Source organism: Nonomuraea cavernae (assembly GCF_014646355.1).
In the GTDB taxonomy this organism is placed as follows: Bacteria; Actinomycetota; Actinomycetes; order Streptosporangiales; family Streptosporangiaceae; genus Nonomuraea; species Nonomuraea cavernae.
Genome location: NZ_BMNH01000003.1, coordinates 225,076 through 246,460, shown reverse-complemented (window position 1 = coordinate 246,460; position 21,385 = coordinate 225,076). Strand labels below are relative to the sequence as shown.

The window sequence follows — 21,385 nt, the reverse complement described above, 5'->3', positions numbered from 1 at the left end:
CCACGCTGCCCCACGGCGAGTCCCGGGGCCGGGGCGCCGGTCGTGGCCTCATTCGACGCCGATGAGCAGGGGGTAGCCACCCTGCTCGCCGTCGTACACCACCAGGTCGAGGTCGGGTCTCGCGCCGCGCAGGTGACCGGCCAGCCGGTCGGCCAGCCCTTCGGGGGCGTCCGCGCCCGTGACCAGCGTCACGAGCTCGCCGCCGCCCGCCACCATCCGGTCCACGACCAGCGCGGCCACGTCGTCGAGCGCGCGGCCGATCACGGAGACGTCACCGTCGATCAGCCCCAGCACGTCGCCGGGACGGCACACGCCCGCGCTGGTGACCGCCTCCCTGTCGGCGATCGCCAGGTGCCCGTGCCGGGTGTGCCCGGCCGCGTCGGTCATCGCGACGACGTCGTCGTCGAAGCGGCGCAGCGGATCGTGTACGGCCAGAGCCGCCAGCCCCTGAACGGTCGCCCTGGTCGGCAGCACGCTGACCACGACACCGTCCTCGCGGGCGATCTGCGCCGCCGCGGCCGCCACCGACCGGGAGCCCTCGTCGTTGGGCAGCACGGCCACCTCGCCGCCCGCCCGCCGGATCGCGGCCAGCAGCTCGGGCAGAGCGGGCCGCGTGCCGGGCGTCCGGCGCACCACGACCGCGCCGCACTGCTCGAACAGCGCCGCGATGCCCTCGCCGGCGGCGACGGCCACCACTCCCCTGCCCGCGTCGCCGCGATGGGTCCGCTCGGCCAGGTAGGTGATCCTGATCCGGTGCGGCCGCCCCGCCCGGAGCCCGGCCTCGATCGCGGGCCCCGCCTCGTCCACGTGGACGTGCACGTTCCACAGCCCCTCGCCGCCGACCACGACCAGTGAGTCGCCCATCGCGTCGAGCTCCGCGCGCAGCCCGGCCACCGCCGAGTCGTCGGCGTCGAGCAGGTACATCACCTCGTAGCCCGCGCCCACCTCGGTCATCGGCGAGACCCGCGACGTCGGCGCGGGAACGTCGTAGCGCTCGCTGTAGGAGTCGGTGACGGCCGCGACCAGCGCGTCGAGGATGATCGCCAGCCCGGCCCCGCCCGCGTCGACGACACCGCTGCGGGCCAGCACGTCGAGCTGCTCGGGAGTGTGCCGCAGCGCCGCGCGGGCCGCCACCGCCGCCCGGCGCGCCACCTCGGCCGGCCCTCCTCGCTCGTCCTGTACGGCTCGCGCCACCGCGGCCAGCACGCTCAGCACCGTGCCCTCGACCGGCCGCGCCACGGCCTCCCTGGCCAGGAAGGCGGCCCGGCCGAGCCCGGCGCGCAGGTCGGCCTGGTCCTTCAGCACCTCGGCGAGACCCCGCAGCGCCTGGCTGACGATGACGCCGGAGTTGCCCCGCGCGCCGACGAGCGCGCCGTAGGCGAGCGTCTGCCACACCACCGCGGCGTCCACGTCGTCGGGCAGCGCCTCGACCGCCTCGGCCGCCGACAGCATGGTCAGGTGCAGGTTGGTGCCGGTGTCCCCGTCGGCGACGGGGAACACGTTGAGCGCGTCGATCTCCGCCCGCGCCTTGCCCAGGGCGTCGGCCGCCAGGCGCGCCCATCGGCGTACGCGAGGTGGGTCGAGGACCTCCATGTGCGACGCTCCGCCCTCCCCGAGTGCGCTACGTTGAACGAGGAGGATATCGCCGGGCCATCTGCTCGGGTTCGCACCGAGGGGTGTGGATCGGATATCCTCGTCTGGCTGGCCGGTTGTCCCGGCATGCCCTCCGCTCCGACGAACATCAGCGGACCGGGCTACATCGACTGTTTTAAGGAGCGATACCGTGGCTTCCGTCTGCGATGTCTGCCGCAAGGGTCCGACCTTCGGCAACAACGTGTCCCACTCTCACCGCCGCACCCGCCGTCGCTGGAACCCCAACATCCAGACGGTCCGCGCGGTCGTGGGCGGCACGCCGAAGAAGCTGAACGTGTGCACCTCGTGCATCAAGGCGGGCAAGGTCACCCGCTAGTTCCGACTTCCACGAGAGCCCGCCGGCCCGGCAACGAGCGGCGGGCTTTCGTCATGCCCGGGGCCCGTCAGCGCCACTGCCAGGCGTGGTCCACGGGCCCGATGCCGGTGCCCAGCGGGAAGCCCCGGGCGATGGCGCCCGTGACGTACGCCTTGGCCCGCTCGACGGCCGAGGGGACGTCCTCGCCCCGCGCGAGGTGGGAGGCGATGGCCGAGGCGAGCGTGCAGCCCGTGCCGTGGGTGTGACGGTTGTCGAGGCGTTCGGCACTGAACCGGTATTCGCTCGTGCCGTCGGTCAGCAGGTCGACCGGCTCGTCCGGCAGGTGGCCGCCCTTGATCAGCGCCCAGGTGGGGCCGAGGGCCAGCACGGCGTCGGCGGCGCGGCGCAGGTCGCGCTCGTCCTCCACCTTGACCGAGGTGAGCTGCTCGACCTCCCACAGGTTGGGGGTGACGATCGTGGCGACCGGCAGCAGCTGGGTCCGCACCGTCTCCACGGCCTCGGGCACGAGCAGCGGGTCTCCGTGCTTCGACACCCCGACGGGATCGACCACCACGGGGGCGCCGTACGAGCCGAGCGCCACGGCCACGGTCTCGACCAGTTCGGGGGAGGCCAGCATGCCCGTCTTGATCGCCTGCGCGCCGATGTCGCCGAGCACGGCGTCGAGCTGGGCCCGTACGGCCTCGGCGGGCAGCTCCCAGTAGCCCTGGACACCCAGTGAGTTCTGCGCCGTCACCGCGGCGATGACGCTCATCCCGTGCACGCCCAGGGCCAGCATGGTCTTGAGATCGGCCTGGATGCCCGCTCCACCGCCGGAGTCGGATCCGGCGATGGTCAGCACACACGGAGGGGTCGTAACGGTCATGTCCCCCATCCAACCATTTAGTTGACTGCGCACTCCCCGCCGACCAGCCCGCAGTTCCCGGGCCGACCCGCCCGGCCCGTGGCGGAGAACTTCACCTCGGTGGACCCGCCCTTGACCAGGGAGCCGGACAGATCGATGATCAGCAGGTTGCCGTCCTGCGTCCACTCCCCGCCCGTCATGCTCACGACCCGGCCGGCGACGGGCAGCGACACCGTGAGCGACTTCAGCGCCATCGGGGAGGCGTTGACCACGTCCAGATGCGCGGTGTAACCGGTCACCCCCTGCCTGACGACGTCGAACCTGACGTTCACCGAGCCGCCGCTGAGCGCCGACTGGACGGTGGCCGACACGGTCGGCTCAGGGGTGGCGGGCGGCGCGTCGGTCGTCGTGCCGCCGGGATCGTTGATCGTCGTCGGCTCCACCGTCGGCTCCTCCGTCGCGTTCTCCTCGAAGTCCGTCGGGACCGGCTCGTCGGTCTGCTTCGCCGGCGTCCTCTCCTTGGTCTTCGTGGGCGTCGGCTCGGGAGAGGAGGTCCGGCGCGGCGCCCGCGCGCTCGTCGTGTTCTGCGGAGTCGGGGTGTCGGCCGCGTCGGACTGCTCGTCCTCCGTCGGCTCATCGATCGGGGACTCCTCCTCCTCGACCGGATCGGACACCACCGGCGCCGGCTGGTTGGAGGTCTGTACGGCGGTGCATCTGTCCCCAGGGCACGCGGTGTCTCCGGGACCGCTCATCAGCTTGACGCCCGCGACGGTGCCACCGAGCACGACGGCCACGGCGGCGACGGAGAGCAGGGCGACCCTGGCCCTGCCACCGCCCGGCGCCTCGTCCACCAGCGCGTCACCCGGAGGCGGCTTGCGGCGACCGCGACGGCGGCGGGGCCCGGAGTCGTCCGACGACCAGCCGGAGTCCAGGAAGCCGTCGCCGCCGTCCGCCCAGGCCGGGGCGGACGTGTCGGCCATGGTCGGGTTGCCGGCCACCCGCACGTCCCCGGGCTCGGGCGGCTGGAGCGCCTGAGTGCGGTCCGCCTCCTGGCCGAACGCCTGCGTGGCGTCTGCGCCGTACTCGAAGGCGCGCGGGTCCGAGTCTCCCTGAGGGGCCCTGAACGGATCGCTTCCAGGCCCGTGGGCCCGCGGATCGGTTTGTCCCGCGGCCGGCCCGAACAGATCCGCACTCCCGAACGCGCGCGGGTCCGGCGCCCCCGGATGGGCACCGAACGGATCCTGCCCGTCGCGGGAACCGGACGGACCCGGACCGAACGGATCCTGGGCACCACGAGGACCCGGCGCTCCTGGACCGAACGGATCCTGGGCGCCATGAGGACCTGTGTTCGCGCGAGAGTCGGGACGGCTCGGCGGACCGAACTCGTCGACGACCGAGAAAGCCTGGGTGTTCTCCCCCGGGGTGTCCCAATGCGCCGGCCGGGTGAAGGCCCCGGTGGTCTCGAACGGCTGGTCCGGCCCCGGCATGGACCCGCCCGGATGACGTTGGGGCGGCGGCGCGAAGGCCCCCGTCGTCTCGAGCGGACTGGACGGCGGTGGGGGCGGCGTCTGTCCGGGCTCCCGCCTGGGCATAGGCGCCCACTGGCCCGTCACCTCGACCTGATCGGGAAGCGACGGCCAGCCAGGCGGTTCGGCGGGCCGCTCATCGGTGTCCCAGAAGGAGCTCTTGGCGGTCGGGTCCGGCGCGGCAGCCCACTTCGCGGCGTGATCGGTGAACCTCAGGTCCTCCTGTGAGTCGTCAGACCTGCCGTCCCCCCATTCGTCCGCGTCTTCGGATCCACCTGTGCCGTGGCGGCCCATGGCTGCCCTTTCTGCCGGGTACATGGCCGCCAATCTTCATAACACCTTTGCTACGCCTTTGTCACAGCAATCACGGGAGTTCCCCGTCACACCCGAAGAATTTCCGCATACCAGGACAAGTCCTCACCTAAAGTGATCCCACCCGCCGCGGTCCGTCTCGCGCCCCTCGACGGACACCCCCCGGCCCGCGACCACACGGCCGACGACCCGCCACGACGGCCCGAGGCGTACCTCTGCCGGGAAGACGGCGGCGAGGGCGTGGTCATCACCGCCGGTGAGGACCCAGTCGAGCGGATCGGTCCCGAGCACCGCGGCCGCGGCGGCCACCGGCGCGTCCACCGCGAACGCGGCGGAGTCCAGCTCCACGCGCACCCCGCTGGCCGCCGCGACGTGCCCGAGGTCCTGCAGCAACCCGTCGCTGACGTCCAGCATCGCGCTCGCCCCGAGCCGCGCCGCCTCCGGCCCGCACGGGTAGGGCGGGCACGGCCGCCGATGCGCGGCCACGGCCTCGCCCAGCAACGACTCCACGTCATCACCGCCCGCCCGACCCACCTCACCGAGCGTCCGGCCATCCGCCGGAAGACCCGTCGGGCCCCCCTCACCGGACGGCCGATCCCTCGCCGAAAGGCCGGTCGGGCCCGTCTCACCGGACGGCCGATCCCTCCTCGCGGGGTCGGTCCAGCCGGCTTCCAGCAGGGCCAGCCCGGCCGCAGCGTGGCCGAGGCGGCCGGCCACGGCCACCACCTGTCCGGGACGCGCTCCCGACCTGGTCACGGGCGCCCGCCCCCCCAGGTCGCCCAGCGCGGTCACGCCGAGCACCACCAGGTCGCCCCGGGTGGTGTCGCCCCCGGCCACGCTCGCGCCGACGACGGCGCACTCGTCACGGAACCCGTCGGCCAGCGCGTCTAGCCAGTCGACCGGCAGCTCGGCCGGCATCCCGAGCCCGACCACGATGGCCGTGGGCACCGCGCCCATGGCGGCGATGTCGGCGAGGTTCTGGGCCGCCGCCTTCCGGCCGACGTCGTAGCCGCTGGACCAATCCCGGCGAAAGTGCCTACCCTCGACTAGGAGGTCCGTTGACACCACTACGCGCCCGTCCGGCGCGCTGACCATCGCGGCGTCGTCGCCGGGACCCAGGAGCACTGTCTCTCCTTGGGGCAGACGTCCTGAAATACGAGTTACTGCTCCGAATTCGCCGAGATCTCCGACTGTGATGACGCACCTCCTGACGCACACAGGGTACGGTGGCCCTTCGGCGTGATCGAATCGCCCGGGAGGACGTAATGGTGCAGGCCTACATCCTTATTCAGACCGAGGTCGGCAAGGCCGCGAGCGTGGCCCGCGAGATCTCCGGGATTCCGGGGGTCACCCAGGCCGAGGACGTGACGGGCCCGTACGACGTGATCGTGCGTGCGGAGGCTCGCAACGTCGACGAGCTCGGCAAACTGGTCGTGGCCCAGATCCAGGCCGTGGAAGGGATCACACGTACCCTTACATGCCCGATTGTCCACATTTAGCGTTTCTAAGGTAGACATTCCCCATGCGTGCCGTTGTCGTCGTGGTGGTCCTGTTCGCGCTCGCCGGATGCGGTGCCGTACAGGTCGAGCCGCCGGCTCCACAGGGCGAGGCGGTGGCCGCGTGCGAGCGGCTGCGCGGTCTGCTGCCCCAGCGGCTCGACGGCGTGGACCGTGGCACGTCCACCCCCGAATCCCCCTACGTCACCGTCTGGGGCGAGGGGGAGATCGCCGTGCGCTGCGGGGTGCCGCGGCCGGCCAGGATGGCGCCGACCGACCAGCTGCAGGAGATCAACGGGGTGGGCTGGTTCGCCGACCCGGAACGGCCGACGCTCTTCACCGCCGTCGCCGACCCCGCCTACGTGGAGGTCACGATCGCCGGCACCCACGTCGCGGCGAGTGTGCTCGCCGACCTGTCGGGCCCGGTCGGCGAGGTGTCAGCGCAGCCCCGCTGAGCGGTGCAGCGCGAGCTGGAGCAACCGGTCGACCAGCTCCGGATAGGACAGGCCGGAGGCGGCCCAGAGCTGCGGCGCCACCGACAGCGAGGTGAAGCCGGGCATCGTGTTGATCTCGTTGAAGATGAGCTCGCCCTCGGGCGTGTAGAAGAAGTCGACCCGTGACAGCCCCTCGCACTCGAGCGCCTCGAACGCGCGCACGGCCATCGCCCGCAGCTCCTCGGCGATCTCCTCGGGCAGGTCGGCGGGCACGGTCAGCGACATCTGGTCGGGGTAGTACTTGGCCTCGAAGTCGAAGAACTCCTGGCCGCCCTCGACCTTGACCTCGCCGGGCCGCGACGCGGCGGGCGGCTCGTCGCCGGGCGACTCGAGCACCGCGCACTCGATCTCACGCCCCGCGACCGCCGCCTCGATGAGCACCTTGGGATCGTGCCGCCGGGCGAACTCGACGGCCGCCTCCAGCGACGCCCGGTCGTGGGCCTTGGAGATGCCCTGCGAGGACCCGGCCCTGGCCGGCTTGACGAACACCGGCCAGCCGAGGTCCTCGGCCTCCTTGAGCACCCGGTCGCGATCGAGCCGCCAGTCGCGCTCGCGCACGACCACGTAGCGCCCGATGGGCAGCCCGGCGGCCGCCATGACCGTCTTCATGTGGGCCTTGTCCATGCCGACCGCGCTGGCCAGCACTCCGGAGCCGACGTAGCGCACCCCGGCCATCTCCAGCAGGCCCTGGATCGTGCCGTCCTCGGCGAAGGGCCCGTGCATCACCGGGAAGACCACGTCGACCGTGCCCAGCTCGACCGGGATGCTGCCCGGGTCGTAGGCCACGAGCGAGCCCTCGCCGGAGGAGGGCAGCGCGAGCGCCGCGCCCGAGGTGTCGACGGCGGGCAGCTCTCCGTCCTCGATGGCGAACCGCTGGTCGGTAGCGGCGAGCACCCACCTGCCGTCCTGCGCGATCCCGATGGGGATCACTTCGTACTTGGTCCTGTCGATCGCGCCCAGCACGCTGCCCGCGCCCATGATGGACACGGCATGCTCGGAATTGCGACCTCCGAAAACGACGGCGACGCGTGGCTTGCTCATGACGTCCGAATCTACCGGCGTGTTCCTACTTGCAGCGAGTCAACCCGCGCGGATGGGTGGTGGTCAGAGCCCGTAACGCTCTGGTTTGGGCGACCGGGACATGAGCAGCATGCCCGCCTCGCTCGGCGACATGCCGTCGTGCACGACTCCGACGACGACCTCGGTGATGGGCATCTCGATGTCGTGCTTTTTGGCCAGCGCGAGCACGGACTCGCAGGACTTGACGCCCTCGGCGGTCTGCTTGGTGGCCGCGATCACCTCGGCCAGCGTCATCCCGCGGCCCAGGCGCTCGCCGAACGTGCGGTTGCGTGACAGCGGCGAGGTGCAGGTGGCCACCAGGTCGCCCATCCCGGCCAGCCCGGCGAAGGTGTGGGGATCGGCTCCCAGGGCGGCCCCCAGCCGCGAGATCTCGGCCAGCCCCCTGGTCATGAGCATGGCGGCGACGTTGTCGCCCATCCCCATGCCGACGGCGACGCCCACGGCCAGCGCGATGACGTTCTTGACGGCGCCGCCGAGCTCGACCCCCACCACGTCGGGGTTGGTGTAGGGGCGAAACCACGGCGGCAGGTGACAGGCCGCCTGCAGGCGGGCCGCGACCTCCTCGTCGACGCAGGCGACCACGGTGGCGGCGGGCTGGCGCTGGGCGATCTCCTTGGCCAGGTTGGGCCCGGAGACGACGGCGACCCGCTCCTCGGGCACCCCGGCCACCTCGCGGATGACCTCGCTCATCCGTTTGGTCGTGCCGAGCTCGACGCCCTTCATCAGGCTGACCAGCACCGCGTCGCGGGGGATGTGCTCGCGCCAGGCGGCCAGGTTGAGCCGCAGCGACTGCGAGGGCACGGCCAGCACCACGAAGTCGGCGCCGTCGAGCGCCTCGGCCGGATCGGTCGTGGCCCCCAGCGACGTGGGCAACGCCACACCCGGCAGGTAGTCGAGGTTGGTGTGGGCCCGCTGGATGCCCTCGACCAGCTCCGGTCTGCGCCCCCACAGGATGGTCCGGTTGCCCGCCTCGGCCAGGATCATGGCGAACGTGGTGCCCCACGAACCGGTGCCGAACACCGCGGCCTTCGTCATGCGCTCACCGTCCCGCGGGATCGTAAGGAGTCTCGGGCGCCTTCTCGCCGCGCAGCTCGGCGAGCTGCGCGGTGATCGCCGCCATGATGTCGGCGGTCGCCTCGCGCAGCACCTCGGCGTGCGGCGGGCGGCCGATGTGACGCGACAGGTCGACCGGCGGCCCCACCGACACGCGGAACGTCTTGCGCGGGAACAGCCTCGGCCGCTTCTCTCCGTAGGGCAGCAGCTCCTGGGCCCCCCAGTGTGCCACCGGGATCACCGGGGCGCCGCTCTGCAGCGCCAGCCGGGCGACGCCCGTCTTGCCCACCATCGGCCACAGACCAGGATCACGGGTGCAGGTGCCCTCGGGATAGAAGAAGATCGCGCAGCCGTCTCGCAGCCGCTCCTCCGCCGTGTGCAGCGACTTGGCCGCTTCGTTGCTGCCCCGCTCGACGGGGATGACGCACAGCGAGCGCACCGCGTGCCCCAGCAACGGCACCCTGAACAGCGCGGCCTTGGCGAGAATGACCGGCCAGCGGCCGTTGTTGTAGAGGAAGTGCGACAGCAGGATCGGATCCGACCAGGAGAGGTGGTTGGCCGCGATGATCACGCCGCCGGTGCGCGGCACGCGCTCGCCGTGCCGCCAGTCACGCTTGATCAGGAGCTTCGACAGCGGCTTGACGATGACGACGGCCAGAGTTTCCCAGAAACGCGACGGGCGTGTGGGGCGGCTCATGGTTCCCTCCAACCCGGACGATAGGCGCCCCAAGTCTCCCGGTTGGCCGCCCGGGATGTCGAGGCGCGATGCTTAACCCTATGAGCAACCGCTGGTCACTGGTGATTCCGGTGAAGACGCTGGTCGCGGCGAAGACCCGGTTGGCCGCCGCGACAGGCCCCCACCGGACCCGGCTGGCCGTCGCGGTCGCCTGCGACACCGTCTCGGCGGCACTGGCCTGTCCGCTGGTCGCGCGGGTCATCGTGGTGACCGCCGACCCGGCCGCCGCGGGGCCGCTGTCCGTCCTGGGCGCCGACGTGGTGCCCGATCCCGATCAGGGCCTCAACACCGCGCTCCGCACCGGCGCCGCCCATGCCGTACGTGTCGCGCCCGGCGATCCGGTGGGCGCGTTGCAGGCCGATCTGCCCGCCCTGCGGCCCGCGGAGCTGGCCACCGCCCTGACCGCGGCGGCGGAGTTCGACCAGGCGTTCGTCCCCGACGCGCTCGACGTCGGCACCACCTTCTACGGCGTACGCGCCGGGCTGCCGTTCACGCCCCGGTTCGGCGGCGAGTCGCGGTCCAGGCACCTGGCGGGCGGCGCCAAGGAGCTGTGCGTGGAGGGCATCGAGTCGGTCAGGCGCGACGTGGACACCCCCGACGATCTGCGGGCGGCCATGGCGCTCGGTCTCGGTGGGCACACCGCGGCCGTGGTCGCCGATCTCTGGCCGTCCGGCTGAGCCGGGCGGGCGCCGCATGCGCACCGGCGGCCGAGCGTTTACGCTGGGCTGCGTGCAGGCGACGGTGCGCGGCTTCGATGAGGTGACCCGCTCGGGCACGGTCTTCCTCGACGACGGGACCGTGCTGCCCTTCGGCGCCCAGGCCTTCGACGCGGGGCCGCTGCGGCTGCTGCGCTCGGGGCAGCGGGTCCGGCTGGTGGTGACCGACGGCGAGATCACCTACATCACGCTGTCGACGTTCCCCGTGCCCGGCTGACCCCGGGCAGCGAAACGCCCGGCCCTCGGAGCGAGGACCGGGCGTACGCGAGGTCGTTACTTCTTCTTCGCGGCCTTCTTGCCGGCCACGTTGACCAGTTCCTTGAAGTCTGAGCCCGGTCGGAACTTCGGCCCCCAGCTCTCGTCGACCTTGATCTCCGCTCCGGTCGACGGGTTCCTGGCCGTGCGCGCCGGCTTGTGCACCATCTCGAACGCGCCGAAGCCCGTGATCGAGACCTTGTCGCCGCTCGCGACTGCCTTCTGAACGGCATCGATGATCGCGTTGACGGCCTCCGTGGCCGTCCTCCTGTCCCCCACGCGATCTACGATGGCGTCAACGAGTTCTCGCTTGTTCATGTTCGTTCCGCTCCCCCAGTTACGGCTCGGGGTTCCAGCTCACGAAGCTCGACGTAGAAACCCCTTACGCGCTCGAAAGTAGGCGGGATCGCCGGGGAACTCAAATACCGAGCGGATTTTCGGGTGCGCGTGGCGTGTCGGAGGCGCCGTCAAGGGCGGCCAGGAAGGCGTCGAGCCTGGTCGCGGCCCGTTCGCGGTCGCGTTTGGCGAGGTCGCAGATCGCCAGATATCGGCGTCCCATCCGCTCCTTCTCGGCGGCGGGGAGCAGGCGGACGCGGCGGTGCGCCTCGCGCAACCGCCGCGCCAGTTCGTCGTCCTCTAGACGGTCGTCGGCAGCCATGGCTGCCGACCATTCTCGTACGCCGTCACCTCGTCGGCGTGACGCAGGGTCAGTCCGATGTCGTCGAGGCCCTCCATCAGGCGCCAGCGGGTGTAGTCGTCGATCTCGAACGCGACGACCTCGCCGGCCCAGCGCACCTGGCGTTCGGCCAGGTCGACGGTCACCGCCAGGGTGGGGTCGGCCTCGACCGCGGCCTGCAGGGCCTCGACCTTCTCGGCGGGCAGGACGACCGGCAGCAGCCCCATCTTGGTGGAGTTGTTGCGGAAGATGTCGCCGAACCTGGCCGCGATCACCACGCGGAAGCCGTACTGCTGCAGAGCCCAGACGGCGTGCTCACGCGAGGAGCCGGTGCCGAAGTCGGGGCCGGAGACCAGGATCGAGGCGCCCTCGTAGGAGGGGTCGTTCAGGACGAACGCCGGGTCCTCGCGCCAGGCGGCGAACAGGCCCTTCTCGAAGCCGGTCCTGCTCACCTGCTTGAGCCAGACGGCCGGGATGATCTGGTCGGTGTCGACGTTGCTGCGGCGCAGCGGCACCGCCTTGCCGGTGTGGGTGGTGAAGGCTTCCATGGTCTTGATCTCCTAGAGGTCGGCGGGGGCGGTCAGGCGGCCGGTCACGGCGGTCGCGGCGGCGACCTGCGGTGAGACCAGATGGGTGCGGCCACCCTTGCCCTGACGGCCCTCGAAGTTGCGGTTGGAGGTGGAGGCGCTGCGCTCGCCCGGCTGGAGCGTGTCGGGGTTCATGCCCAGGCACATCGAGCACCCGGCCTCCCGCCACTCGGCGCCGGCCGCCTTGAACACCTCGTCCAGCCCCTCCTGCTCGGCCTGGAGCTTGACCAGCATCGATCCGGGGACGATCAGCGTGCGCGTCTTCACCTGGCGGCCGCGCAGGATCTCGGCGGCGGCGCGCAGGTCCTCCAGGCGGCCGTTGGTGCACGAGCCGACGAAGACCGTGTCGACCTCGATCTCGCGCAGCGGCGTGCCCGCGGTCAGGCCCATGTACTCCAGCGCCCGCTCGGCCGACTGCCTGGCGACCGGGTCGGCGAAGCTCTCGGGGGCGGGCACGGTCTCGCCCAGCGGCAGGCCCTGGCCGGGGTTGGTGCCCCACGTGACGTACGGCGTCAGCGTCGTGGCGTCGATCTCGACGACCTGGTCGAACACGGCGTCGTCGTCGGTGCGCAGCGACGTCCAGTAGGCGACGGCCTGATCCCACGCCTCGCCCCGCGGCGCGTGCGGGCGGTCCTTGAGGTAGGCGAACGTGGTCTCGTCGGGGGCGATCATGCCCGCTCGCGCGCCGGCCTCGATCGACATGTTGCAGACCGTCATCCGGCCCTCCATGGAGAGCTTCCGTACGGCCTCACCGCGGTACTCGATGATGTAGCCCTGCCCGCCGCCGGTGCCGATCTTGGCGATGATGGCCAGGATCAGGTCCTTGGCCGTGACACCGGGGGGCAGCTCGCCCGAGACCTCGATGGCCATGGTCTTCGGCCGGTAGGCCGGCAGCGTCTGCGTGGCCAGCACGTGCTCGACCTCGGAGGTGCCGATGCCGAAGGCGATGCCGCCGAACGCGCCGTGGGTGGAGGTGTGGGAGTCGCCGCAGACGATCGTCATGCCCGGCTGGGTCAGGCCGAACTGCGGGCCGATGATGTGCACCACGCCCTGGCCGGCGTCGCCCATCGGGTGGAGCCGGATGCCGAACTCCGCGGCGTTCTTGCGCAGCGTCTCGACCTGCGTCTTGGACACGGGGTCGGAGATGGGGCCGAGCACGGTCGGGACGTTGTGGTCCTCGGTGGCGATGGTGAGCTCGGGCCGGCGCACGGGCCGGCCGGCGAGCCGGAGCCCGTCGAACGCCTGCGGGCTGGTCACCTCGTGGATGAGGTGCAGGTCGATGTAGAGCAGGTCGGGTTCGCCGTCGGCGCGGCGCACGACGTGCTGCTCCCAGACCTTCTCCGCCAGTGTGCGGCCCATGATCTCCTCCTGCTTGTCGCGATGCTCCGCATCGCGGCTCGGTCGTTCAGACCCGATCTTCCTCGCGGGAAAATCCTTTCAGCTTGCCTTCTCATATGTCGAGACGGCAGTATCGGCCTATGGACAACTCTAGCGGAGTCGGAGTACTCGACAAGGCCGTTCTGGTACTCAACGCGCTGGAAGCCGGCCCGGCTTCGCTCGCGCAGCTTGTTCAGGCCACCGGTCTGGCCCGCCCCACGGCCCATCGGCTCGCAGTCGCGCTTGAGCACCACCGCATCGTGACTCGTGACACACAGGGCAGGTTCGTGCTCGGGCCGCGCCTTTCGGAGTTGTCCACGGCCGCCGGTGAGGACCGGCTGCTCGCGGTCGCCGCGCCCGTGTTGCTGCAGCTCAGGGACCTGACCGGCGAGAGTGCGCAACTGTACCGCCGTCAGGGCGACGAGCGGGTCTGCGTGGCGGCGGCCGAGCGGTCCAGCGGGCTGCGCGACACGGTCCCCGTCGGATCGGCGCTGCCCATGACGGCGGGCTCGGCGGCGCAGATCCTGCTGGCCTGGGAGGAGCCCGACCGGCTGCACCGCGGCCTGCGCGGCGCCAAGTTCAACGCGTCCACGCTGGCGTCGGTACGCCGCCGGGGCTGGGCTCACAGTGTGGGAGAGCGCGAGCAGGGAGTGGCCAGCGTGTCCGCCCCCATCAGGGGAAGCGGCGGCAAGGTGATCGCCGCCGTGTCGGTCTCCGGGCCCATCGAGCGACTGACCAGAGCCCCCGGACGACTACACGCGGTGGCCGTCATGGCGGCCGCCGAACGCGTCACGGAATCCATGCGACGTACGTCATGATCAGCCAAAGCGCCTATTTGGGGAGCCGAGTGCCTCACGGGCGCACTAGCCTGAGTGCGTGACAGATCGCATCGAGGTAGCCGCCACTGAGCTGCGACCCCTGCTCGAAGAGTTCATCTTGTGGGCGAGCACCAACGCGCCCGACAGCGACCCCGAGCTCGTAGGGCCGGCAGTGCTGTGGCACCGTCTCGCCTTCTCCCAGGATTCCGGCACGTGGAAGCGTGCCGACCTGCGAAACCTGCTGCTCGATCGGATGCCCAAGGTGGTGGAGGATCCCGACACCGCCGCCGACGGCATGCTGCCGGCGGTCGACGCCTACCTGACGTTCCTGTCGCAGACCGGCAGGCTGACCAAGGGGTCCGACTCCCTCGACGATCTGCGGGCCGAGCTCGACGACGTCGAGGACCAGTTCGTCGAGCTGATGGAGGAGCTGCTCGACGACTCCGAGGAGTCGGGCGACGACGATGACGAAGGCGGCGACCTCGGCGACTTCGAGCTGTTCGCCGACGAGCTGGCCGAGCTCGACACCATCAGGCTGCGGCCCGACACCGAGCTGGCCGCCGCCGCCCGCGAGGCGCCGCTGATCGCCCAGGCCCGCGACCTGGCCCTGTGGGTGGGCTCCGGCCGCCGGGTGGGCGAGGACACCCTGCTGTCCGACGACGAGGTCGAGCAGGCGCTGGCGGTCGTCGGGCTGCCCAGGCCCGAGACCGAGGGCTCGCTCGCCGAGGCCGTCCCCCAGCTGTGGAACATCTGGAATCTCGCCGTCGACCTCGAGTTCCTGGAGCCCGGCGACGCCAACACGGTGGCCGTCCAGGACGACACCTCCGAGTGGCCGTTCGACGACGACGAGGACGTGCTCGACGCCTGGATGCTCGGCCTTCACTCGGTCGACTACGGCGACCCCGAGCTGGCCGACGACGACCTGACCATGGCGCTGGCGGGGCTCACCCGCGGCGTGCTGGTCAGGCTGCTGCTGGCCGGCGGCTCGCGCGACCTCGACGGTCTGCGGCGCGAGCTGGCCGAGGCGGCCGCCGACCTCGACGAGCTGGGCGCCGACGCCTGGGAGGCGGCCGACGACCCGCTGATCCCGGCGGTCGACTGGCTGGCCGGCTACGGCATGGTCACGGTCGCCGACGGCACGGTCAGCCTGACTCCGCTCGGCACCGAGGGAGTCGTCCACCTGGTGGACGACTCCGACATCGAGGTCGACGCGCGGCCCGCGATCGAGTCGATGAGCGCGCACGAGCTGCTCGCGCTCAGCGCCGAGCTGCCCGAGGAGGAGGCCGACGCCGAGTTCGCCGCCTGGATGCGGCTGCGCGAGCCCGGCCGAGCGGCCGAGGAGCTGCTGGAGGCCGCCGCCGAGGACGAGAGCGACGCGCTCATCCGGGTGCAGGCCGCCAGCGTGGTGGGCACACTCGGCGAGGCGGCCATCCCGGCCTGGCAGGAGGCGCTCAAGCAGCCGTCCCTGCGTCCCTACGCCGCGACGCACCTGAGCCACCTGCAGGTGCCCGACGCGCCCGAGCCCACCCAGGACGACACCCACTGGCTGATCCTCGACATGTGGACCATCTCGGCGGGCCTGGGCCGGTCCGAGTTCGTCAGCAGCGTCCGCGACATCGGCCCCGACCTGCTCGACGGCCTGCTCGAAGTGGTCTGGAAGATCCCGCACGCCCACGTGGAGGAGTTGCTGGACCTGATCTCCCAGGTCCATCCCGACAAGCAGGTCGCCAAGGCGGCTCGCCGGGCGCTCTTCCGGGCCCGTTCGACCAGCTCCTAGCGACCTCCCGGCCAAGCGTCCCCCGGCGGGGCGACGATGCTCACCGCCCGCCGGGACTCCCGCCGCTTGCCACATCGACGGTTCGCCGACACCGGCCAGTACCTCTGGCAGGCCCTCACCACCTTTCCGGGCTTCGTGGTGGCCGCGGGCGCGTTCTTCCTGCTGTGGAGGCTGCTGTGGAGCGCCCGCGCCGGCGTCTACCTTCCGCGGGTCGCACGTCAGGTGCGGTTCCTGGGCTGGTGGCTGCTGGTCGGCGGTCTCCTGGCGCCCCAGATCGAGCATGTCGCGATGATGAGGCTGCTGGACACGGTGGCCGTGGGCGAGGCCGGCCACCTACCGGGGGAGATCTCGCTGGTCGTCCCGCTCATCGGGCTGGGGCTGCTGGCCCTGGCGAGCATCCTGCGCGACGGCGTACGGATGCGTGAGGACCTGGAAGGAACCGTCTGATGTCGCCCGCGGAGCCGGAGTCCCATGCCATCACCGTCCATCTCGACCGGCTGCTGGCCGAGCGGGACATGACGCTCACCGAGCTGGCCGACCGGGTCGGGGTGACGGTGGTCAACCTGTCCATCTTGAAGAACGGCCGGGCCAAGGCCATCCGGTTCACCACGTTGACCAGGCTCTGCGAAGTCCTCGGCTGCCAGCCGGGCGACCTGCTGGGCTATCACGCCGGAGAGGAACGATGAGCCGACGCGTCGCCCTCGGCGAACGCGAAAAACCGCCGAGCACCGGAAAGCACGAAAGGCCCGATCAACGATCGGGCCTTTCATAGAGGTAGTCCCGACCGGATTCGAACCGGCGCTACCGCCTTGAGAGGGCGGCGTCCTGGGCCACTAGACGACGGGACCTTCTTCACTTGCCTGACAGTGGTAGTCCCGACCGGATTCGAACCGGCGCTACCGCCTTGAGAGGGCGGCGTCCTGGGCCACTAGACGACGGGACCCTGTCAACAAGCGATTGTGCCGGGCCTCCCCGGCAACGGACGTAACTCTACCGCACCCCAAGGAGCACACCAAACCACTATCAGCCCAGCGGATCGGGCCTGCGGGGCCCCGACCGCGCTCGACGACCGGGAGGAGGACGCCGGCTCGCCACCGGCCGGCCGGCGCGAGGAGGGCAGCAGGCAGTCGGGCGCGAATCTTGTCCGGAAAAACGAAAAACGGATGTCTCTTAACGAGACATCCGTCCAATGCTGGGGTACCAGGACTCGAACCTAGACTAACTGAACCAGAATCAGTCGTGCTGCCAATTACACCATACCCCACCGTTACGGACCCCTTAGGGCCCGTGTGGCGACCTCCGAAAGAATAGCCCAGCTTGGGGGACAAGACCAAAACGATTGTCCGAGCGGCCGCGACCGGGCCCCTGTCGTGCCAAGCTGATGGGGACAAAACACCACGTGGAGGAGCCCCGACGTTGGCTGAGAATCCGTTGTTCGCCCCCAGCAGCCTGCCCTACCAGCTGCCGCCCTTCGCCGAGATCCGCGAGGAGCACTACCTGCCCGCCTTCGCGCGCGGGATGGCCGAGCAGCTGGCGGAGGTCGACGTGATCGCGCGCGACACCGCCCCGCCGACGTTCGACAACACGATCGCCGCGCTCGAACGGTCCGGGCGGATCCTCGAGCGCACGGCCACGGCCTTCTTCAGCGTCGCCGCCTCCGACTCCACCAACGCCGTCCTGGAGATCGAGAAGCGGATCTCCCCCAAGCTGACCAAGCACAGCGACGCGATCCGGCTCAACCGGGCGCTCTGGGGCCGGATCAAGCAGGTGACAACGGAGGACGCCGAGGAGGCGTGGCTGCTGGAGAAGTACCGCGAGGACTTCATCCGGGCCGGCGCCGACCTGTCGGAGACCGAGCAGGAGCGGCTCAAGGAGCTCAACGAGGAGCAGTCGAGGCTGTCGACCGAGTTCGCCCAGAACCTGCTGAAGGCCTCGACCGAGTCCGCGCTGGTGGTCGACGACCCCAAGGAGCTCGACGGGTTCGACGAGGCCAGGATCGCGTCACTGGAGAGCGACGGCCGCTACGTGCTGCCGCTGCTCAACTTCACCAACCAGCCCGGGCTGGCCCAGCTCACCGACCGCGACGTCCGCCGCCGGCTCTACACGCTGAGCGTGGAGCGGGCGCCGCGGAACTTCGGGCTGGCCGTACGGCTCGCCACGCTGCGGGCCGAGCGCGCCCGGCTGCTGGGCTACCCCGACCACGCCGCCTACAAGGTCGCCGACCAGACGGCCAAGAGCGTCGAGGCGGTCGAGGACATGCTGGGGCAGCTCGTCGGGCCGGCCGTACGCAACGCCCGCAAGGAGGCGGAGGCGCTCACCGAGCAGGCCGGATTCGCGATCGAGCCGTGGGACTGGTCGTTCTACGCGGAGAAGGTGCGCCAGGCCCGCTACGACTTCGACGCCGGCGCCATGCGGCCCTACTTCGAGCTCGACCGCGTCTACCTCGACGGCGTCTTCTACGCCGCGACCAGGCTCTACGGCGTCACGTTCAGCGAGCGGACCGACCTGGCCGGCTACCACCCGGACGTGCGGATCTTCGAGGTGTTCAACGAGGACGGCGGCGCGCTCGGCCTGTTCGCGCTCGACCCGTTCGCCAGGCCGACCAAGCGCGGCGGCGCGTGGATGAACAACCTGGTCAACCAGTCGTTCCTGTTCGGCGAGAAGCCGGTGGTGATCAACAACCTGAACATCACCAAGCCCGCGACCGGGCCGACGCTGCTGACCTACGACGAGGTCACCACGGCGTTCCACGAGTTCGGGCACGCGCTGCACGGGCTCTTCTCCGAGGTGCGCTATCCCCGCGTCTCGGGCACCAACGTGCCGCGTGACTTCGTCGAGTATCCGTCGCAGGTCAACGAGATGTGGGCGACCTGGCCCGAGGTCCTGGCCAACTACGCCAAGCACCACGAGACGGGCGAGCCGATGCCCGCGGAGCTGGTGGCGAAGATGAAGGCCGCGGAGCAGTTCAACCAGGGCTTCATGACCGTCGAGTATCTCGCCGCGACGCTGCTCGACTGGGCCTGGCACCGGCTGAGCCCCGGCGAGACCGTCGAGGACCCCGAGGCGTTCGAGCAGGCGGCCCTGGAAGCGGCCCAGATCGCCTTCCCGCTGGTCCGGCCGCGCTACCGGACCAACTACTTCGCCCATGTCTTCTCCGGCGGCTACAGCGCCGGCTACTACTCCTACATCTGGAGCGAGGTGCTCGACGCCGAGAGCGTCGAGTGGTTCAAGGAGAACGGCGGGCTGGAGCGTGCCAACGGAGATCACTTCCGCCGCGCGCTGCTGTCGAAGGGCGGCAGCCTCGACCCGCTGACCGCGTTCCGCGACTTCCGCGGCCGCGAGCCGTCCATCCAGCCGCTGCTGGAGCGCCGCGGCCTGGTCTGATCCGCGTGTCCGGGGCGGCGACACCGTGGTCGTCGCCCCGTGACGAGGCGGCCGGGACTGCGCTGGCCGGGACTGCGCTCAGCCGCGCAGGCGGGCCAGGGCGGCCCGGATCCGGTCCTGGGCCCGCTCGCGGCCGAGCACCTCGATCGACTCGAACAGCGGCAGGCCCACGGTCCTGCCGGTGACCGCGACGCGTACGGGAGCCTGGGCCTTGCCCAGCTTGAGACCGTTGGCGGTGCCGACCGCCTCCAGCGCCTCCTTGAGCGACTCGGGGTCCCAGCTGACCGTGTCGAGCCGCTCCAGGTAGCCGGTCAGGATCTCGACCGGGGAGTTCTTCATCGCCTTGTCCCAGGAGGCCTGGTCGAACACCGGCTCGTCGAGGAACAGGAAGTCGACGTTCTGCCTGATCTCCGACAACACCGCGATGCGGGTCTGGGCCAGGGCGGCGACCTTGCTGAACATCTCGCGGTCCCAGTCGGCTTCGAGGTAGGGGGCGCAGCGCTCCTCGAAGGTCTCCAACGGCAGCGCGCGGATGTACTCGCCGTTGAACGCGCGCAGCTTCTTCTCGTCGAAGTACGCGCTGGAGCTGTTGACGGCGTCGAGCCGGAACAGCGGCACCATCTCCGACCACGGCATGATCTCGCGGTCGTCGCCGGGCCCCCAGCCGAGCAGCATGAGGTAGTTGACCATGGCCTCGGCGAGGTAGCCCTCGGCCCGGTAGTCCTCCAGGGCCACCTTGTCGCGCCGCTTGGACAGCTTCTTGCGCTGCTCGTTGACGATGACCGGCAGGTGGGCCCAGACGGGCGGGGTGGCGCCGAGCGCGGGCCAGAGCAGCTGCTGCTTGGCGGCGTTGCCCAGGTGCTCCTCGCCGCGCACCACGTGGGTGATGCCCTGCGTGATGTCGTCGACGGCGTTGGCCAGCACGTAGAGGGGCGAGCCGTCGGTGCGGGCGATGACGAAGTCCTCCTGGGCGTCGTTGGGGAACTCCACCCGGCCCCTGATGACGTCGTCGACGACGGTGACGCCCTCGTCGGGGGTGCGGAAGCGCACCGCGCCCTCGGTCAGGCCCCGGTCACGGCAGTGGCCGTCGTAGCCCTTGTGCTCGGAGCCGGTGCGGGCGACGAGCAGCTCGCGGGTGCAGTCGCAGTGGTAGGCCTTGCCGTCGGCGAGCAGCTTGGCCACGGCCTCGCGGTGCTGCGGCTCGTAGGCCGACTGGAAGTAGGGGCCCTCGAACGCCGGGGCGCCGCCGTTGATGCCGATCCAGTCGAGCGCCGAGATGATGCCCTCGGTCCACTCGGGCCGGTTGCGGGTGGCGTCGGTGTCCTCGATGCGCAGCACGAAACGGCCACCGGACCGCACGGCCAGCGCCCAGTTGAACAGCGCCGTACGGGCGCCGCCGACGTGGAACATGCCGGTTGGGGAAGGGGCGAACCGCACCCTCAGATCAGTCACGAGCGACCACCTTGTTCGTCAGAGTGCCGATGCCTTCGATGCCGACGCTGACCTCGTCGCCGACGTCGATCGGACCGACGCCCTCCGGGGTGCCGGTCAGGATCACGTCGCCGGGGATCAGCGTCATGACCGCGCTGACGTAGGCGACCAGCGCGGGAATGTCGTGGATGAGCTGGCTGGTGCGGCCGCTCTGGCGGACCTCGCCGTTGACCGTCGTGGTGAGCGCCAGGTCGCTCGCGTCGAGGTCGGTGCGGATCCACGGGCCGAGCGGGCAGAAGGTGTCGAAGCTCTTGGCCCGGGTGAACTGGACGTCCTTCTTCTGCAGGTCGCGCGCGGTGACGTCGTTGGCGCAGGTGTAGCCGAAGATGACGTCCCTGACCCGTTCGATCGGCACCTCGCGGCACAGCCGGCCGATCACCACGGCCAGCTCGCCCTCGAAGTCGACCCGGTCGGACAGCGACGTGGGGTAGACGATCGGCTCGCCGTGGCCGATCACCGAGGTCGACGGCTTCAGGAAGATGAGCGGCTCCTCGGGCACCTCGTTGCCCATCTCGCGCGCGTGCGCGGCGTAGTTGCGGCCGATGGCGATCACCTTGCTCGGCAGCATGGGCGCGAGCAGCCGCACCTGCGCCAGCGGGAACCGCTCGCCGGTGAACTGCACGTCACCGAAGGGGTGCCCGGAGATCGCGGACACGAACTCCTCGCCCGGACCGCCCTCGACCACGCCGAACGACACGCCTTCGCCTGTGGAGAACCTCGCTATACGCACCTGACAAGGCTATCGCCGCCGCCCGGGGAGTCGGTTCACGGCGACACGCCCGCCCTCGCGTTAGCCT

General features: G+C 71.0%; 23 protein-coding genes and 3 tRNA genes. 10 read left to right on the top strand and 16 right to left on the bottom strand.

What is annotated here, in order from left to right:
- Nucleotides 1–48: 48 nt before the first annotated feature.
- On the bottom strand, nt 49–1,593 hold the full coding sequence (fakA, locus tag IEY82_RS07975; protein WP_189123360.1) for a DAK2 domain-containing protein: 1,545 nt from the start codon (nt 1,591–1,593) through the stop codon (nt 49–51).
- 190 nt (nt 1,594–1,783) lie between these two features.
- Here fakA and rpmB point away from each other — a divergent pair, with 190 nt between their 5' ends.
- A complete protein-coding gene (gene rpmB, locus IEY82_RS07970; RefSeq protein WP_043618345.1) occupies nt 1,784–1,969 on the top strand; it encodes a 50S ribosomal protein L28 in 186 nt (61 codons plus the stop codon).
- 67 nt (nt 1,970–2,036) lie between these two features.
- Here the strand turns inward: rpmB and thiD are convergent, their stop codons facing one another.
- From thiD to IEY82_RS07955, 3 genes are all read right to left on the bottom strand, one after another.
- Complete coding sequence (thiD, locus tag IEY82_RS07965; RefSeq protein ID WP_225262390.1) at nt 2,037–2,840, bottom strand: bifunctional hydroxymethylpyrimidine kinase/phosphomethylpyrimidine kinase; 804 nt, start codon at nt 2,838–2,840, stop codon at nt 2,037–2,039.
- 8 nt (nt 2,841–2,848) lie between these two features.
- Nucleotides 2,849–3,808 (bottom strand): hypothetical protein, encoded by a 960-nt coding sequence (locus IEY82_RS07960; RefSeq protein ID WP_189123358.1) that lies wholly within the window; start codon nt 3,806–3,808, stop codon nt 2,849–2,851.
- 945 nt (nt 3,809–4,753) lie between these two features.
- Entirely contained in the window at nt 4,754–5,773 is a 1,020-nt protein-coding gene (locus IEY82_RS07955; protein ID WP_225262388.1) for a thiamine-monophosphate kinase, read from the bottom strand.
- 140 nt (nt 5,774–5,913) lie between these two features.
- On the opposite strand from IEY82_RS07955, the gene IEY82_RS07950 reads away from it, so the two are divergent.
- A complete protein-coding gene (locus IEY82_RS07950) occupies nt 5,914–6,147 on the top strand; it encodes an Lrp/AsnC family transcriptional regulator (RefSeq protein ID WP_189123357.1) in 234 nt (77 codons plus the stop codon).
- A 23-nt stretch (nt 6,148–6,170) separates the two neighbouring features.
- Nucleotides 6,171–6,599, top strand: coding sequence for a DUF3515 family protein (locus IEY82_RS07945; RefSeq protein WP_189123356.1), 429 nt, complete (start codon nt 6,171–6,173; stop codon nt 6,597–6,599).
- On the opposite strand, the gene IEY82_RS07940 is transcribed toward IEY82_RS07945, so the two are convergent.
- From IEY82_RS07940 to IEY82_RS07930, 3 genes are all read right to left on the bottom strand, one after another.
- Nucleotides 6,582–7,679 (bottom strand): D-alanine--D-alanine ligase family protein, encoded by a 1,098-nt coding sequence (locus IEY82_RS07940; protein WP_189123355.1) that lies wholly within the window; start codon nt 7,677–7,679, stop codon nt 6,582–6,584. The two genes, IEY82_RS07945 and IEY82_RS07940, sit on opposite strands and share 18 nt — an antisense overlap.
- A gap of 63 nt (nt 7,680–7,742) precedes the next feature.
- Nucleotides 7,743–8,753: an NAD(P)H-dependent glycerol-3-phosphate dehydrogenase gene (locus IEY82_RS07935; protein ID WP_189123354.1), complete on the bottom strand. Its 1,011-nt coding sequence runs from the start codon at nt 8,751–8,753 to the stop codon at nt 7,743–7,745.
- Nucleotides 8,754–8,757: 4 nt separating this feature from the next.
- Complete coding sequence (locus IEY82_RS07930) at nt 8,758–9,468, bottom strand: lysophospholipid acyltransferase family protein (RefSeq protein WP_189123353.1); 711 nt, start codon at nt 9,466–9,468, stop codon at nt 8,758–8,760.
- An 80-nt stretch (nt 9,469–9,548) separates the two neighbouring features.
- On the opposite strand from IEY82_RS07930, the gene cofC reads away from it, so the two are divergent.
- A complete protein-coding gene (gene cofC, locus IEY82_RS07925; protein ID WP_189123352.1) occupies nt 9,549–10,184 on the top strand; it encodes a 2-phospho-L-lactate guanylyltransferase in 636 nt (211 codons plus the stop codon).
- A gap of 52 nt (nt 10,185–10,236) precedes the next feature.
- Nucleotides 10,237–10,440 (top strand): hypothetical protein, encoded by a 204-nt coding sequence (locus IEY82_RS07920; protein ID WP_189123351.1) that lies wholly within the window; start codon nt 10,237–10,239, stop codon nt 10,438–10,440.
- A gap of 56 nt (nt 10,441–10,496) precedes the next feature.
- Here IEY82_RS07920 and IEY82_RS07915 read toward each other — a convergent pair whose 3' ends face one another.
- The 4 genes from IEY82_RS07915 to leuC form a co-directional block, all read right to left on the bottom strand.
- A complete protein-coding gene (locus IEY82_RS07915) occupies nt 10,497–10,796 on the bottom strand; it encodes an HU family DNA-binding protein (protein ID WP_189123350.1) in 300 nt (99 codons plus the stop codon).
- A gap of 100 nt (nt 10,797–10,896) precedes the next feature.
- On the bottom strand, nt 10,897–11,136 hold the full coding sequence (locus tag IEY82_RS07910) for an SCO5555 family protein (RefSeq protein WP_189123349.1): 240 nt from the start codon (nt 11,134–11,136) through the stop codon (nt 10,897–10,899).
- The gene (gene leuD / locus IEY82_RS07905; protein WP_189123348.1) at nt 11,115–11,702 is read right to left on the bottom strand and encodes a 3-isopropylmalate dehydratase small subunit; all 588 of its coding nucleotides are present in this window, start codon (nt 11,700–11,702) and stop codon (nt 11,115–11,117) included. The genes IEY82_RS07910 and leuD overlap by 22 nt, the downstream gene beginning before the upstream one ends.
- Before the next feature lie 12 nt (nt 11,703–11,714).
- The gene (leuC, locus tag IEY82_RS07900; protein WP_189123347.1) at nt 11,715–13,100 is read right to left on the bottom strand and encodes a 3-isopropylmalate dehydratase large subunit; all 1,386 of its coding nucleotides are present in this window, start codon (nt 13,098–13,100) and stop codon (nt 11,715–11,717) included.
- 119 nt (nt 13,101–13,219) lie between these two features.
- Here leuC and IEY82_RS07895 point away from each other — a divergent pair, with 119 nt between their 5' ends.
- From IEY82_RS07895 to IEY82_RS07880, 4 genes are all read left to right on the top strand, one after another.
- Nucleotides 13,220–13,936: an IclR family transcriptional regulator gene (locus tag IEY82_RS07895; RefSeq protein ID WP_189123346.1), complete on the top strand. Its 717-nt coding sequence runs from the start codon at nt 13,220–13,222 to the stop codon at nt 13,934–13,936.
- A gap of 58 nt (nt 13,937–13,994) precedes the next feature.
- A complete protein-coding gene (locus IEY82_RS07890) occupies nt 13,995–15,713 on the top strand; it encodes a hypothetical protein (protein WP_189123345.1) in 1,719 nt (572 codons plus the stop codon).
- A gap of 66 nt (nt 15,714–15,779) precedes the next feature.
- Entirely contained in the window at nt 15,780–16,160 is a 381-nt protein-coding gene (locus IEY82_RS07885; RefSeq protein ID WP_189123344.1) for a DUF2975 domain-containing protein, read from the top strand.
- Nucleotides 16,160–16,399: a helix-turn-helix domain-containing protein gene (locus IEY82_RS07880; RefSeq protein WP_189123343.1), complete on the top strand. Its 240-nt coding sequence runs from the start codon at nt 16,160–16,162 to the stop codon at nt 16,397–16,399. Before IEY82_RS07885 ends, IEY82_RS07880 begins: the two co-directional genes overlap by 1 nt.
- Before the next feature lie 89 nt (nt 16,400–16,488).
- Here the strand turns inward: IEY82_RS07880 and IEY82_RS07875 are convergent.
- The 3 genes from IEY82_RS07875 to IEY82_RS07865 all read right to left on the bottom strand — a co-directional run bounded on the left by IEY82_RS07875 (nt 16,489) and on the right by IEY82_RS07865 (nt 16,977).
- A tRNA-Glu gene (locus IEY82_RS07875) sits at nt 16,489–16,561 on the bottom strand.
- 19 nt (nt 16,562–16,580) lie between these two features.
- Nucleotides 16,581–16,656 (bottom strand) — tRNA-Glu (locus tag IEY82_RS07870).
- 249 nt (nt 16,657–16,905) lie between these two features.
- A tRNA-Gln gene (locus IEY82_RS07865) sits at nt 16,906–16,977 on the bottom strand.
- A gap of 152 nt (nt 16,978–17,129) precedes the next feature.
- Between IEY82_RS07865 and IEY82_RS07860 the strand changes: the two genes are divergently transcribed.
- A complete protein-coding gene (locus IEY82_RS07860) occupies nt 17,130–19,097 on the top strand; it encodes a M3 family metallopeptidase (protein ID WP_189123342.1) in 1,968 nt (655 codons plus the stop codon).
- A 78-nt stretch (nt 19,098–19,175) separates the two neighbouring features.
- Here IEY82_RS07860 and gltX read toward each other — a convergent pair whose 3' ends face one another.
- Complete coding sequence (gene gltX, locus IEY82_RS07855) at nt 19,176–20,549, bottom strand: glutamate--tRNA ligase (RefSeq protein ID WP_189123341.1); 1,374 nt, start codon at nt 20,547–20,549, stop codon at nt 19,176–19,178.
- On the bottom strand, nt 20,542–21,318 hold the full coding sequence (locus IEY82_RS07850) for a fumarylacetoacetate hydrolase family protein (protein WP_189123340.1): 777 nt from the start codon (nt 21,316–21,318) through the stop codon (nt 20,542–20,544). The genes gltX and IEY82_RS07850 overlap by 8 nt, the downstream gene beginning before the upstream one ends.
- Nucleotides 21,319–21,385: the final 67 nt, after the last annotated feature.

What these genes read in the sequence shown, in the direction of transcription:
- fakA (WP_189123360.1), bottom strand. Translation starts at nt 1,593, where the DNA reads ATGGAGGTCCTCGACCCACCTCGCGTACGCCGATGGGCGCGCCTGGCG.
- thiD (WP_225262390.1), bottom strand. Translation starts at nt 2,840, where the DNA reads ATGGGGGACATGACCGTTACGACCCCTCCGTGTGTGCTGACCATCGCC.
- IEY82_RS07950 (WP_189123357.1), top strand. Translation starts at nt 5,914, where the DNA reads ATGGTGCAGGCCTACATCCTTATTCAGACCGAGGTCGGCAAGGCCGCG.
- IEY82_RS07945 (WP_189123356.1), top strand. Translation starts at nt 6,171, where the DNA reads ATGCGTGCCGTTGTCGTCGTGGTGGTCCTGTTCGCGCTCGCCGGATGC.
- IEY82_RS07940 (WP_189123355.1), bottom strand. Translation starts at nt 7,679, where the DNA reads ATGAGCAAGCCACGCGTCGCCGTCGTTTTCGGAGGTCGCAATTCCGAG.
- IEY82_RS07935 (WP_189123354.1), bottom strand. Translation starts at nt 8,753, where the DNA reads ATGACGAAGGCCGCGGTGTTCGGCACCGGTTCGTGGGGCACCACGTTC.
- IEY82_RS07930 (WP_189123353.1), bottom strand. Translation starts at nt 9,468, where the DNA reads ATGAGCCGCCCCACACGCCCGTCGCGTTTCTGGGAAACTCTGGCCGTC.
- cofC (WP_189123352.1), top strand. Translation starts at nt 9,549, where the DNA reads ATGAGCAACCGCTGGTCACTGGTGATTCCGGTGAAGACGCTGGTCGCG.
- IEY82_RS07915 (WP_189123350.1), bottom strand. Translation starts at nt 10,796, where the DNA reads ATGAACAAGCGAGAACTCGTTGACGCCATCGTAGATCGCGTGGGGGAC.
- IEY82_RS07910 (WP_189123349.1), bottom strand. Translation starts at nt 11,136, where the DNA reads ATGGCTGCCGACGACCGTCTAGAGGACGACGAACTGGCGCGGCGGTTG.
- leuD (WP_189123348.1), bottom strand. Translation starts at nt 11,702, where the DNA reads ATGGAAGCCTTCACCACCCACACCGGCAAGGCGGTGCCGCTGCGCCGC.
- leuC (WP_189123347.1), bottom strand. Translation starts at nt 13,100, where the DNA reads ATGGGCCGCACACTGGCGGAGAAGGTCTGGGAGCAGCACGTCGTGCGC.
- IEY82_RS07895 (WP_189123346.1), top strand. Translation starts at nt 13,220, where the DNA reads ATGGACAACTCTAGCGGAGTCGGAGTACTCGACAAGGCCGTTCTGGTA.
- IEY82_RS07880 (WP_189123343.1), top strand. Translation starts at nt 16,160, where the DNA reads ATGTCGCCCGCGGAGCCGGAGTCCCATGCCATCACCGTCCATCTCGAC.